This is a genomic window from Persicimonas caeni, assembly GCF_006517175.1.
Taxonomy (GTDB): domain Bacteria; phylum Myxococcota_A; class Bradymonadia; order Bradymonadales; family Bradymonadaceae; genus Persicimonas; species Persicimonas caeni.
On sequence record NZ_CP041186.1, the window covers coordinates 1,819,682 to 1,833,204 of the forward strand.

The 13,523-nt window shown below is 63.7% G+C and carries 10 protein-coding genes; 5 read left to right on the plus strand and 5 right to left on the minus strand.

The genetic code is table 11. From position 1 onward, the window contains the following. Nucleotides 1–47: 47 nt before the first annotated feature. From ctaD to FIV42_RS06770, 3 genes are read left to right on the plus strand one after another with little or no spacing between them, the layout of a single operon-like run. Nucleotides 48–1,664 (plus strand): cytochrome c oxidase subunit I, encoded by a 1,617-nt coding sequence (gene ctaD, locus FIV42_RS06760; protein ID WP_141196935.1) that lies wholly within the window; start codon nucleotides 48–50, stop codon nucleotides 1,662–1,664. After that, complete coding sequence (locus tag FIV42_RS06765; protein ID WP_141196936.1) at nucleotides 1,657–2,307, plus strand: cytochrome c oxidase subunit 3 family protein; 651 nt, start codon at nucleotides 1,657–1,659, stop codon at nucleotides 2,305–2,307. Before ctaD ends, FIV42_RS06765 begins: the two co-directional genes overlap by 8 nt. Beyond that, complete coding sequence (locus tag FIV42_RS06770; protein ID WP_141196937.1) at nucleotides 2,304–2,621, plus strand: cytochrome C oxidase subunit IV family protein; 318 nt, start codon at nucleotides 2,304–2,306, stop codon at nucleotides 2,619–2,621. Before FIV42_RS06765 ends, FIV42_RS06770 begins: the two co-directional genes overlap by 4 nt. A 39-nt stretch (nucleotides 2,622–2,660) precedes the next feature. Here the strand turns inward: FIV42_RS06770 and FIV42_RS06775 are convergent, their stop codons facing one another. The 4 genes from FIV42_RS06775 to FIV42_RS06790 form a co-directional block, all read right to left on the minus strand. Continuing rightward, nucleotides 2,661–3,257, minus strand: a complete 597-nt coding sequence (locus tag FIV42_RS06775) for a hypothetical protein (protein ID WP_141196938.1) — start codon at nucleotides 3,255–3,257, stop codon at nucleotides 2,661–2,663. A 1,031-nt stretch (nucleotides 3,258–4,288) separates the two neighbouring features. Continuing rightward, on the minus strand, nucleotides 4,289–5,665 hold the full coding sequence (locus FIV42_RS06780) for a hypothetical protein (RefSeq protein WP_141196939.1): 1,377 nt from the start codon (nucleotides 5,663–5,665) through the stop codon (nucleotides 4,289–4,291). Between the two features lie 218 nt (nucleotides 5,666–5,883). Continuing rightward, a complete protein-coding gene (locus tag FIV42_RS06785) occupies nucleotides 5,884–7,617 on the minus strand; it encodes a receptor L domain-containing protein (RefSeq protein WP_168210469.1) in 1,734 nt (577 codons plus the stop codon). Nucleotides 7,618–8,210: 593 nt separating this feature from the next. Further along, nucleotides 8,211–10,082, minus strand: coding sequence for an ABC transporter ATP-binding protein (locus tag FIV42_RS06790; RefSeq protein WP_141196941.1), 1,872 nt, complete (start codon nucleotides 10,080–10,082; stop codon nucleotides 8,211–8,213). 261 nt (nucleotides 10,083–10,343) lie between these two features. Here FIV42_RS06790 and FIV42_RS06795 point away from each other — a divergent pair, with 261 nt between their 5' ends. Then, nucleotides 10,344–11,144, plus strand: coding sequence for a phosphatase PAP2 family protein (locus FIV42_RS06795; protein ID WP_168210470.1), 801 nt, complete (start codon nucleotides 10,344–10,346; stop codon nucleotides 11,142–11,144). Further along, nucleotides 11,141–11,410, plus strand: a complete 270-nt coding sequence (locus FIV42_RS06800) for a hypothetical protein (RefSeq protein WP_141196943.1) — start codon at nucleotides 11,141–11,143, stop codon at nucleotides 11,408–11,410. Before FIV42_RS06795 ends, FIV42_RS06800 begins: the two co-directional genes overlap by 4 nt. On the opposite strand, the gene FIV42_RS06805 is transcribed toward FIV42_RS06800, so the two are convergent. Then, nucleotides 11,407–13,437 (minus strand): PAS domain-containing sensor histidine kinase, encoded by a 2,031-nt coding sequence (locus FIV42_RS06805; protein WP_168210471.1) that lies wholly within the window; start codon nucleotides 13,435–13,437, stop codon nucleotides 11,407–11,409. The genes FIV42_RS06800 and FIV42_RS06805 overlap by 4 nt on opposite strands. Nucleotides 13,438–13,523 lie beyond the last annotated feature (86 nt).

A 13,523-nucleotide genomic window follows, 5' to 3' on the forward strand; every position in this document is an offset into this window, starting at 1 on the left:
TGGCGCCCCAACCCAGCAAGGCCACCAACACCGCCAAGAAACAACCCATGACTGACACCCACAAAAACTACCTCACCCACCAAACATCCATCTGGTCGTGGCTGACCACCACCGACCACAAGCGCATCGCCATCTTGTACTTGGTGACGCTGCTCTTCTTCTTTCTCGTGGGCGGCGCGGCGGCCACCCTGATCCGCCTCGAGCTTGCCACGCCCGCAGGCGACGTGGTCCAGGCGGACACCTACAACCGGCTGTTCACCATCCACGGCACGGTGATGGTGTGGTTCTTTCTGATCCCGTCGATCCCGACGACGCTGGGCAACTTCTTGGTCCCGCTGATGATCGGCGCCGACGACCTGGCCTTCCCGCGGCTCAACCTGGCGAGTTGGTACGTCTTCGTGTTCGGCGGGCTCTTTACCCTGGCGGCGATCATCCTGGGCGGCGTCGACACCGGCTGGACCTTTTACACGCCCTACAGCTCGACCTACGCCAACTCGGCGGTGATCACGGTGATGGTCGGCGTGGCCATCGTGGGGTTCTCGTCGATCATGACCGCCATCAACTTCATCGTGACCATCCACACGATGCGCGCGCCGGGGATGGGCTGGTTTCGCATGCCGCTCTTTTTGTGGGCGAACTACGCCACCTCCATCATCATGGTGCTGGCCACGCCCGTGCTCACCATCACGCTGGCGCTGGTGGGCCTGGAGCGCATCTTCGGCATCGGCATCTTCGACCCCACGCTGGGCGGCGACCCGCTCTTGTTCCAGCACCTGTTCTGGTTCTACTCCCACCCGGCGGTCTACATCATGATCTTGCCGGGCATGGGCGTGATCAGCGAACTCATCACGGCGTACTCGCGAAAGCCGATTTTCGGCTACAAGGCCATCGCGTTCGCCAGCATCGCCATCGCGATCCTGGGCTTTTTGGTGTGGGGCCACCACATGTTCGTGGCCGGCCAGTCGGTGTACGCGAGCATGATGTTCTCGATCCTGAGCTATATGGTCGCCATCCCGTCGGCCATCAAGGTCTTCAACTGGACCGCCACGCTCTACAAGGGCCAGATCAGCCTCAAGACCCCAATGCTCTACGCGCTCGGCTTTATCGGGCTCTTTACGTTCGGCGGGCTCACCGGGCTCTTCGTCGCGGCGCTGGCGGTCGACGTGCACGTGCACGACACCTACTTCGTGGTCGCCCACTTCCACTACATCATGGTCGGCGGCATGGTCACCGCGTTCATGGGCGGGCTGCACTACTGGTGGCCCAAGATCACCGGGCGGATGTACCCCGAGTTTTTGGGCCAGATTTCGGCGATCAACATCTTTTTGGGCTTCAACCTGACCTTCTTCCCGCAGTTCATCCTCGGCTACCTGGGCATGCCGCGGCGCTACCACGAGTATCCGGCGGAGTTTCAGGAGCTCAACGTCGCCTCGACGCTGGGGGCCTCGATCTTGGCGGTCGGCTATATTCTGCCCATCGCGTACCTGATCTGGTCGCTACGCTACGGCAAAAAGGCCCCCAAGAACCCGTGGAAGGCCACGGGCTTGGAGTGGGAGGCGGCAGACTCGCCGCCCATCGCCGAGAACTTCGACGAGAAGCCGAAGGTGACCAAGAAGCCGTACCACTACGACCCGACCGAGGACGTAGAGGAGGCCTATGTCTGAGTCGACCCGAGACACGCCGGCCCACCAATTCGAGAGCCTCGACCAGCAGCACCACGCGGCCACGCTGGGCATGTGGATCTTCTTGTCGAGCGAGATCATGCTCTTCGGCGGGATGTTCGTGGGCTACACCGTCTACCGAATCCTCTACGGCGAGACCTTCCAGAAGGTCGGCGCGGAGCTGAACCTGCTGCTCGGCAGCGTCAACACCGTCATCCTGATCACCAGCAGCTTCACGATCGCCGTGGCCGTCCACGCCGCCAAAGACGCGCGCCAGAAGCTCACGCGCCTGATGCTCGCCGCGACCGCCTCGCTCGGCTCGGTCTTCCTGCTCATCAAGGGCTACGAGTGGTACGAGGAGCTCCACAAAAACCTCGTCCCCTTCGAGGGGATGCCCTTCGCCTTCTCGGGCGCCGACGTCGGGGCGGCCAAGATCTTCATGAGCTTTTACTTCGCCATGACCGGCTTTCACTTTTTGCACCTGCTCATCGGCGTGGGCCTGGTCAGCTGGATGCTCCTGCTGAGCTTTCGCGGCAAGATCTCGAAGAAAAAGCCCAACAATCTCGAGATGACCGGGCTCTACTGGCACCTGGTCGACGTCATCTGGGTCTTCATCTACCCGCTCTTCTACCTGGTGGGACCATGAGCGAGACCGACACAACGCAACAGCCCGAGGGGAGCTACACCGAACTCACCGTCGTCTACGCAGCGCTTCTCGTCCTGCTGGGGCTGACGATCGTGCTCTCGTTCGTCGGGCTCGGCTCGACGCTCGCCCTGGTCGTCGCACTGGGGCTCGCGGCCGCCAAGACGGGGCTGATCATGTGGTACTTCATGCACCTAAAGTACCGGGTGAGCCTGGTGTGGCTCTTCGCGGTGGCGGGGATGGTGTGGCTGCTGGTGCTCTTCGGGCTCACGTTGAGTGATTATGTGACGCGGTGGTGGGTGTTGTTCGAGGGCTGAGTACGAATTGCAGGCATTGCCGGTTCGTGGCGATGCCCCCTACAGCGGCAAACTCAAATAACCGTCGAAGGAGATTCGCCCGCCATCTTGCTCGTCTCCGTACGAGCCTTCGACCATCAAGTTGAGCTCCACGCCCAGCCGCGCGCCGTTGTCGAAGTTGATCGCATGCCCGTACATCATGCCCATCGTATAGCTCGACGTGGGGGTGTAGGCCTCGAACTCGTCCCCCCATGGCTCGCGACGAACAAAGCTTCGACCGTCGTCGAAGACGTACGAGACGCCGTTGATGAGCCCGAAGGTCGTGTCGAAGATCTCGTCACGCCCCATGGTGAGGACAGCCCCGCCCTCCACGCTGCCGAAAGAGGCACCATAGTCGACCCAACCGCCGCCGAGTCCGCCCACGAGCGCGAACCACTCGACGTTGAACGGCTCCCATCGCAACAAGAAGCGTCCGCTATATTGGCGCGGATCGGCCTGACCAATTCGCGGGTCGCCTTCTTCGTATCTTGGCCCGGAGTCATCTAAATGGGAGACGCCGGCGGTCGAAAAGGCTAGCCCCAGGGCCAGCTTATGATTCACCGCAGACGTGTAGCGTAGATCCGGGACCACCGCGGCCTCGCCATAGAGGCTGTTCAAACCGACACCGACTGACACCGCCCGGGTATAACCCTCCTTGTGAGCGGCCAAAGAACGCAACGTCGTCGGCGGACGCGCCCCCACCGAACAGCCCGACAACACAACGACGGCAGCTAGGCTCGTCACGAGCGCACCAACAGTGATTCCCCAGCGATCTGACATGACTCGACTCGCAAGACTTGGTCTAGAAACGAAGTGACCTCACGGAGGTGGGCTATTCTGTCAGCGATAGAGATGCGATGCAAAAGAGGAGCCCACGCACGCCGTCACGGCGTAAAAGCCTCGCCTCGCCCCAGTTCGGCCTTTTTCCAAATGTAAAAGCCTCGCCTCGCCCCAATTCGGCCTTTTCCAAACGTAAAAGCCTCGCCTCGCGAGCGTCGATGCCTCTTTGCAGCGTAAAAGCCTCGCCTCGCGAGCGTCGATGCCTCTTTGCAGCGTAAAAGCCTCCCCTCGCGCCCGGCGAGGCTTTGCGCTTGGCAGGAGCGTGTCCGTCTCGCCCGGCGAGGCTTTGCGGTTGGCGAGAGCACGTCGATCTCGCGCGGCGAGGCTTTGCGGTTGACAGGAGCATGTCCGTCTCGCCCGGCGAGGCTTTTACGTTGGCGAGAGCACGTCGATCTCGCGCGGCGAGGCTTTGCGGTTGACAGGAGCATGTCCGTCTCGCCCGGCGAGGCTTTTACGTTGGCGAGAGCATGTCCGTCTCGCCCGGCGAGGCTTTGCAGTTGGCGAGAGCATGTCCGTCTTGTCCGGCGAGGCATTGCCGGTTCGTGGCGATGCCCCCGGGGCGCCTCCGCACCCCGGCCCCCGCGCGGAGCGGCGGGGGCCTATATGGTCGGCTTATCAGAAGTGGTTCAGTACTGAATTCGCCTCTGAACCACTCCTGCCAGGGCAACCAAATTCACCCCCGTTGCCTCGCACGGGGGTGACGGCGCGGAGGCGCCGGGGGGCATCGCCGCGCATCGGCAATGCCATCAAAAAAGAGCCCACGCACCGAATTGACGAGGGCAAGATGCCCTCGCACCGAGGTTGTGCGGCTACTCCAACTCGCTCACGCTCAACCGATAGCTGTCGTACGTCGCCGGCACCGTCGCCAGCAGCGCGAACGCGCGCGTTTCGCCGGGCAGGAGCGCCGGGGCCGACGAGCTGACGACGTAGGTCTCCTCGGAGGTCAGGTCCTCCTTGCTGATGAGCTTGTCGACCTTCAACAGCTCGCCGCCGGCGTCGTAGAAACGCGCGCGGACCTTCAGCAGCTTGACCGGGCGGCCGCTGTTGTTGGTGACCTCGTAGAAGCCGCGAAAGTGGAGCATCCCCTTTTTGAGGATGCTCTTTGTGTCGGACAACTGGCGCAGCCCGAAGGAGAGCTCGAAGCCCGAGGGTGTCCCATCCTCGAAGGTCGCCTCGACCGGCTCGGTCGGCGGATAGGCGCCGTTGCTCGGAAAGCCTTCGGCCGACTGGATCGTGAGCGTGGCGCGCTCGACGCTCGGGGCGGCCTCTTTCAACAGGTAAAACGGGTGGGTCTGGCCGGCGCGCAGCGTCGCGTGGTGGCTCTCGAGGATGCCGCGGCCGGGCAGCTCGGCGACGACGTTCGCGTCGGCGTCGAGCAGCTGCAGGCTGGCGTCGACCTTCTCGAACTCGCGATCGGCCGGCGCCTTCAGCAGGGCGCGCACGTTGTAGAACGCGCTCTCGGGGTAGACGTCGAGCTTCGAGGAGCGAACCTCGAGCGTCAGGCCACTGTTGGCGTTGTCGACGACCTCGATGGGCAACTGGCGCGTGCCGGTGGTCGACTTCGAGCCGGTCGGCTGACCCGACTGCGTCGCATTCGTCGCGGGCGCATACGCCGCGTTGGCAGGCGTCGGGCCCCCGGGCCCCGGGGCCGGTTCGGGCGTGCCCAACGTCAGCCACGCGCCGACGCCTACGCCCAGCATCACGACCACCGCCGCCACGGCGATCGCCCACTGGCGCGCCTCGCCGGCCTTGGAGGTGCGCGGGCCGACGTCGTCGATGGCGTTGAGCAGCTCGTAGCCCGCCTGGAAGTTCGGGTCGATGTCGAGCAACTGGCGCGCGATGGTCTCGGCGCGCTCGACGTCGGCGCGGTCGCCCGACTTGCGGAAGCGCTCGAAAAGCGTGTGGGCGAGCTCCGAGCGCGCCTGCATATGCGCCGGCAGCAACACGATCGCTTCGTCGAACTCGGCGACTGCGTCGTCCAAGCGGCCGTAGCCGCGGAAGTTGCGCGCGCGCTCGAGGTGCTCGAGCCCCTCCTGGCGCGCGGCGTCGAGGTCTTGTTCGCTCAGCCCGATCTCGAGGCCGATCTCGTGGACTTCATCCTCGCTGAGCGCCCGGCCGCGCTCGTTGCTCAGGCGCATGACGCGCACGAGGAAGGCTTGGAGTTGGTCGTCGCTCTGGAAGGTCATGCTCGAGTCCTGCTTGGGTGGTTTGGTGGGGGGAGTTTAGCAGGTGAGGTCCAAGGCAGCCATATTCACCCCCGTTGCCTCGCCCGGGGGTGACGGCGCGGAGGCGCCGGGGGGGCATCGTCGCGAATCGGCAATGCCTACAAAAACAAAAGCCCGGAACCCCAAAGGGCCCCGGGCTTCGCAAAGGGTCACATCACTGCGTTGCTCTCCCCTCCTCCTTATTCGCTGTCGAAGTCGTCAAAATCGGGCAACTGCCCGATGGGCCCGGCCTGGCCCTCCATGAAGTTCGAGCAGGCGTCCGGCGTCAGGCTGAACACGCGCACCACGCCGCCGATATCGTAGAAGTCGATCTGGCCGACCAGCGCGTAGACGTCGCAGTTGGCGATGAGCGGGTTGTAGTCGATGAAGACGTCGCGGGCGACGAACTCGAGCTCGGGCATCGAGATGCTCTCCAGGGCGAGGTTGCGCTGGATGCGCAGCGACTGGCCGATTTGGACGAGCTGCGGAGCAGCCAAGGACTGCAACTCCTGGTTGTAGCGCACGCGCACGCTGCCGACCGAGTGGACGAGGCTGTCGAGGCTCAGCTCGCGCAGGCTGTCGTTGTTCTCGACGTTGATCTGCGCGCCGAGCCACTCGACCGACGACAGGTCGGCCGTCAGCAGATCATCGACCCCGCCGAGGACCGTCTGGTCGCCAATCGCCTCGACGTTGCCCAGTCCGAGGCCGGTCAAGGTGGGCTGGTCGAAGACGTGCAGCACCGTGCCGATGACCTCGAGTTCCGGCAGGTTGGCGCTGGCAAGCACAGGGTTCTCCTCGACGACCAGGCCGAAGCCGATAAAGCGCAGGTTCGACAGCGCGTCGAGGCTCGTCAGGCTGCTGTTTTGGGCCACGCTGACCCATTCGCTCACGAAGCGAAGCCCGCTCAGCGCGCTCAGGTCGGTGATGTCGGAGCTCTCGCGCACAAATAGCCCGCCGCGAATCGACAGGCACTCCGCGCCGGCAAATTCGGCCAGGTCGGCCTGCTCGTCAACAAACACGTCCCCCTCGACGATGCGACACTCGGAGGTTTCACCGAAGTCGAGCTCACACTCCTGCGGGCCGTTGCGCGTGGCGAAGGGCTGGGCGCCGATATCGAAGATCCCCACCGAGTCGACGAGTCCCTGGATGGTGCACGTCGACAGGCTCTCGTTGCCGATGAACTGCAGCGGGCCGCCGATAAAGTCGAGCGAGCCGAGCATCAGGGTGGTCAGCGAATCGTTGAGGCGAAATTCGAGGGTGCTCTCGACCGAGGCGAGGTTGGGCGCGCCGAACATTTCGAGCTGGTTGTTGACCTCGATGAGCGCAAAGCCCATCAGGCGCTTGAGCGCCGGAAAGCGCGCGGCGGTCAGCTCTTCCATGTGCTGGATGATGAACGCGTCTCCCACGTAGGCCAGCGACGCGAAGGTCACCTCCTGCAGCGGGCTCGTCGCCAGGATGAACTCGGCGCCCACCGACTGCAGGCTCGACGCGTCGAGCTGCGTGAGGCTCGGGTTGTCGAAGATGTGGAAGTTGCGGGTGACGTAGCTCAAGCTGGGCACGTTGATCGACTCGAGCGCGTCGTTGCCCTCGACGACGAACGTCTGGCCCACAAAGATCAGGTTCTGCAGCCCGTCGAGGCTCTGCAGCCCGGTGTTCTCGCCGATGGCCACCCCGTCGCGCACGAAGCGAAGCCCGCTCAGTTCGCTCAAGTCCTGCACGTCGGTGGTGTTCCGCACCACCAGGCTGCCGTGAATGGCTAGACACTCGGTGCCGGCAAACGCCTGCAAGTCCGCCGGTGTGTCGATGATTACGCTGGTGTCGATGATCTCACATGCCTGATCCGGGGCCGTGTGGCCCACGCCTCTTTCGGCCTCGGTGATATCACCCGGCGCGGTCGCCTCACTACACCCCGCCAGGGCGAGTAAAATAAACACTCCCAATGCTCGCCGAATAAAGTGCGTCCGCATACGTCCTCCCTTTACCCAAGGATCGCGATACCGAGAGCACCAGCGAGATAAACCAGGCCACACCGCCGGCCCAACAGCGTCGGGTGCTCCCCCCAAACGAGACTTCAGTTGCTACAAACTCATCGTATTCACCGCTCGGGTTTCGCCAGCCCCCCTGCTGTAGCTCCTTGCCTTCTTCTGAGACGGGTGGTGGGGCGCAGAAGCGCTTGAATGGCCGACGAGAGGGCCGTCGTCCTTCGCGAGCAAAGATCGAGATTTTTCGTTTATTTGCAGGGACTTGCGGGGAACGCAAGCCTTCGTTCGGCTGCGTAGCTTCTCGAGGCCCCCCATCCGCCTCGCGCTGTACGGCACGCGAGGCACCTTCCCCGAGGGGAAGGGATGCCCCTGCGAATAGCCGCGTGGTTCAGGCGCGCTAAGGCATCCCTTCCCCCGGGGGAAGGTGTCTGGCGCGTTTTATAGCGCCAGACGGATGGGGGGCGTCATCAAGCTATGCCTTGCTGTTCGAAACAGCGCCAGACGAACGGGGGCACCGAAAAGCAAACACGTCGCAAACCGCAGCGTTACACCAACACAGTCTCCCCCACCCCCTCCAACTCCCCCGTCTGCACCCGCCACAGCCGCGCATAGAGCCCATCGTCGGCCACCAGGGCCTCGTGGCGGCCCTGCTCGACGATATGGCCGTCGTCGAGCACAACGATGAAGTCGGCGTTACGCACCGTCGACAGCCGGTGGGCGATGATCAGCGTGGTGCGGTCTTCGGTGACCTTGTTCAGCGAGCGCTGGATGGCCGCTTCGGTCTCGTTGTCGACCGCGCTGGTGGCCTCGTCGAAGATGAGAATAGGCGGGTCTTTGAGGAGCGCGCGCGCAATCGACAGGCGCTGGCGCTGCCCGCCGCTCAACGTCTCGCCGCGCTCGCCGACGACCGTGTCGTAGCCGTCGGGGAGTTGGCGGATGAACTCGTCGGCCTCGGCGGCCCGGGCAGCCTCTTCGACCTGGGCGTCGGTGGCGTCGAAGGTGCCGTAGGCGATGTTCTCGCGCACGGTGCCGTGGAACAAAAAGACGCTCTGGCTGACCAAGCCGATGGCGCCGCGAAGGTCGCTCATCTGGAGCTGCGAGATGTCGGCGCCGTCGATGGTGATGCGGCCCGCCTGCGGCTCGTAGAAGCGCAAAAGCAAGTTGATGAGCGTCGTCTTGCCCGAGCCGGTCGCCCCGACGATGCCGACGGTCGCCCCGGCGGGGATGTCGAGGTCGAAGCCCTCCAGAATCGGCTCGCGCTCGGGATAGGCGAAGGTGACGTCGTCGAGGACGAGCGCGCCGTCGACGTCGGCGGGGGCGAGCGCCCTGTCGCCGTCGTCGATGTGAATGGGCGTCTCGAGCAGGTTCATCACCCGGTTCGTCGAGGCCATCGCGCGCTGGTACTGGTCGAAGGTCTGGCCCAGGCGCGTCAGCGGCCACAAGAGCCGCTGGGTCAAAAAGACAAGCACGCTGTAGGTGCCCACCGCCAGCGCGTCTTCGAGCACGAGGTGGCCGCCGTACACCAGCGTGGCCACGAAGCCGACCACGATGACCATGCGGATGAGCGGCGAGAACGCCGAGCTGAGCTTGATCGCCTTCTGGTTGGCCTGACGATAGGCGTCGCTCTCGGCGGCGATGCGCTCCTTTTCGTAGTCCTCGGTCGTAAAGCTCTTGATGGTGGCGATGCCCGACAGGTTGTTGGCGAGCTGGCCGTTGAGCAGGCCGACGCGCTCGCGCACCTCGGCGTAGCGCGGGGCCAAGAGCTTCTGGAACTTGAACGACCCCCACAAGATGAACGGGATGGGAAGCATCGCCATCCACGCCACGCCGGGCGCCAAGGCAAAGAAGGCGATGGAGACGACCACCGCGGTGGTCATGACCTTGATGAGGTCGTTGGCGCCAGTGTCCAAAAAGCGCTCGAGCTGGTTGATGTCGTCGTTGAGGATCGACATCAGCCCGCCGCTCGACTGCTCGTGGAAATAGGCGAGCTCGAGCTCCTGGATGTGGCCATAGGCCTCGAGGCGAAGCTCGTGCTGGATGGACTGGGCGAGGTTTCGCCACAGCCAGGAGTGGGCGTACTGAAAGGCCGACTCGAGCCCCCAGACCACCACCGTGGCCGCGGCTAGCACGATCAACTGGTCGAAGACGTCGACCACGCCCAGCGAGGCAATGAGCGAGTCCTCCCTCTCGACCACCACGTCGACCGCCGCGCCGATGAGCGCCGGCGGCGCCAGGTCGAAGATCTTGTTGAGGATGGAGGCGCCCACCGCCATCCAGACGCGTCGGCGCTGGCCCTTGGCGTACGAGAAGAGGCGTTTGAGGGGGTGGCGATTGTCTTCGGGTGGCTGCGACACGATGGTGGTTGGGTTGAGGGCGAGTTTGTTTAGATGCAGGCGGTTCAGGGCTCGAAACGCCATCTACATAGGCAATTAAGGACATAAGGGTTGCGAATCGTGAATCACTTCCGGCTCGCTGCCCCTATGTCCTTAATTGCTCATGTAGAGGGAGTTGCGCCTCTGCAAGGCCCACTCTCCTCTGCAAGGCCTACACAACCGACATACCCCACCCCAGCCCGATTGCAAGAAAACGCCCCCCTTTCAAAGCCCTCGCAGTGTTTAGGCTTAGAGGTGACATCACCGTCACCCGAACGTGTCACGCTCCCATCGACCACACTTGTTATGGATGTTCGCAAGACCGTCCGCGAAATCGACTACAAAGCGATGCTTCGCCGCCCGGAGACACGCATCGGCGGCGCCCTGCTGGTCATGGTGGCGAGCATCTGGGCGTTCGTCGAGATCGCCGACGCGGTCAACGAACGGGAGACCTCGGCCTTCGACCGCGCGATCATGCTGGCGATGCGCGAGGGGCCGAACAACGCCGAGATTGCCGGGCCCTTCTTCGTCGAGAAATTCGCCAAGGACCTGACCACTCTGGGCGGCTATCCATTCGTGGTGCTGCTGACGTTTATCGTCATCGGCTATCTGGTGCTCAACCGCCACATTCGCCACGCCGTCGAGGTGACCCTGTCGGTCGCCGGCGGTGCGGCGATCGTGATGGGGCTCAAGGAGCTGTTCGGACGCGCGCGCCCCGAAATCGTCCCGCCGATGTACGAGGTGGCCACCTGGAGCTTTCCCAGCGGCCACTCGTCGACCGCGGCGGTCGTCTTTTTGACGCTGGGGATTTTGATCGCGCGGTTTGTGACCCGCAAGCGACTCACCCTGTACGTCATCGGCGTCGCCTTCTTGCTGACGTTCATCGTCGGTTGGTCGCGCGTGGCCCTGGGGGTCCACTACCCCACCGACGTGCTCGCCGGCTGGGCGATGGGGCTGACGTGGGCGCTCTTTAGCTGGCTGGTGGTTAACTTCTGGGAGAACTGGAAGTCGCGGCCCGTGCGGGCGCGTCGCGAAGCCGAGATGTACGAAGATACCGAAGCCGAAGTCACTCACATGCCTCGTGAAACTGGGGAGCAACCCACATGAGACAAGTCATCGTGAAGCAATGGTTCGAATCGGAAGGCGGCTACGGGCGCACACCGCGCTACTCGCTGCACCCGGACGCCGACGCCTGCCGCACCTTCGCCGAAGACCACCAGAGCGACCGGTTGCACCCGGACGGAAAGGCATTTGGCGCCGAGGTCGACGACGACGTCTACGAAGAGCTCGAGTCGTCGGGCGCCGGCATCTGGTTTAGCGGACGGGTGCGCATGGACGGCAAGGACGTCGAGCTGGGCAAGTCCAAAAACTAGTTCTGTAGCCCCTCATTCTCCAGCGGGGAGATCGCGGTCGCATCGACGACCACCGGCAAGGTGATCTCGAAGCGGCTGCCCCGCCCTTTGCCGTCGCTGTGGGCGCAGACTGTGCCGCCGTGCATTTCGATAAGGCGGCGCACCAGCGTCAGGCCCAGGCCCAACCCACCGTGAGATCGGTCGATGGAGGTGTTCGACTGGCGAAACAGGTCGAAGACGTGCGGCAGCATATTCGGGTCGATGCCGGCCCCGTCGTCTTCGACCGCGATGGTCAAATCGTGCCCGCTGCCCTCGACCTCCAGCCTGATATGCCCGCCTTCGTCGGTGAACTTGGTGGCGTTGTGCAACAGGTTCGAGATGACCTGAATGATCCGGGTCTTATCGACGTCGATGGTGAGCCCGTCCACAGGCACGACCACCTCGAGTGACTGGTGGCGCCCTTCGACCAGCGGCTCGATGGTCTCGACGGCCCCGTCGATGATCTCTTCGAGCTTCCAGTGCTCGCGATCGATGTCGATGCGCCCCTGGCTGATCCGCGCCACGTCGAGCAGGTCGTCGACCAGCGCGCTCAGTTGGGTGACCTGCCGGTCGATGACGTCGCGCACCCAAGCCAAACGGTCGGGCGAAATCTCGTCACCCTGCATCTCGAGCATGTCGGCGACAGTGGCCAGCGGCGCCAGCGGGTTGCGCAGCTCGTGGCCGAGCATCGCCAAAAACTCGTCTTTGAGCCGGCTCTCGGCGCGCAACTGCGCGGCCTGCTCCTCGACCAGATGACGAGCCTCGACCAATTCGGTGACGTCCCATCCAAACGCGGCCACGCCGTCGATGTTGCCGTCGAGGTCATGAGTCGGCAGGTAGACGAAGGTCAGATAGTGAGTCTGTAACTCATCAGTCTCCGGGTCGAGAATCGGCACAGGCGCCTCTTCGGCGAAAAAGGGCTCACCGGTCTCGTAGACGCGGTCGAGCATGTCGAGTTGCTCTCTGATATTGTCGCGCTCGAACACCTCATACACCGTCTTCCCGACGATCGGACGCCCCTTGAGCAGCAAATTGTGGGCCGGATTGTTCAGCGTATAGACATGCTCGGGCCCCTCCATGATGGCGATGAAGGCGGGCGCGTTCATGAACAGCTCGTGAATCTGGCGGCGCGAACGCTCGGCCATCTCCTGCTCGAAGACGGCACCGGCCAACTGGGCGTCGACGCGGGCCAGAATCTCGCGCGCCGACCCGGTCTCGAAGACCACGTCGTCGGCGCCACAACGCAGCGCCAACTCCCGAGACTTTTGACTGCCGCTTCGCGCACTGGCGATGACCCGCGGCACCCTTCCCTCCAGCTCGGTGCACAGGTGGCGCACCAACGCGACCGATTCAGGCACCGACGAGTAGATGCCCACGAGCACGACGTCCGGCTCGAACTCGGCGACCAGGTCGCGAGCGGCTTCGAGGTCGTCGGTGGCGCGCACCTCCCCTTTGAGCGCGCACAATTGCTCCAAGTACAACCGCCAGTCGGTGTTGGACTCGACGATCAAGATGCGCGCCTTCGAATCCTGTCGGCTGTCTGAACGTGGATTGGTATGCTTGCCGTCGGCGCGCTCGAGCAGCACTGCCTCGGTGACCTCTTCGACACGGTGTAAGATCCCGATCACCTCCCCGTTGTCGTCGAGGAGCGGAAGATTACGCGGGCTCCACCAACGTTCCGCCAGTTCGCCCCCTTCGGCACTACTCCGATGGATATCGTAGCGATACGCCCCGATGCTGTCCGGGCTCCCCTCTTTCGCCACCCGCTCGAAAGACGCTCTGAGCGCCTTGACGTTCGTGGAGTGAGGATCTTGTTCGTTGACTGGAAAGACTTCGGCGAATCCGTGCCCAACGACTTCATCAGGGGAGCGCCCCGCGCACCGCTCGTAGGCTTCATTGACCGCCAGAAAAGTGTACCTCGGCGCGTCGGGAGCCAACACGGCACACGGCTCGGGTATTGCTTGGAAGACGTGTTGGAAAATCTCGTTGTCTGAGAGTACTTCGCTCATCAAACCTCCTTTCAGCCATGTCGGACCTTCCAAAAACATCGGCCACGCTGCTCGCCTTCCAGCAAAGTTACCTCAAGGCGACAAAA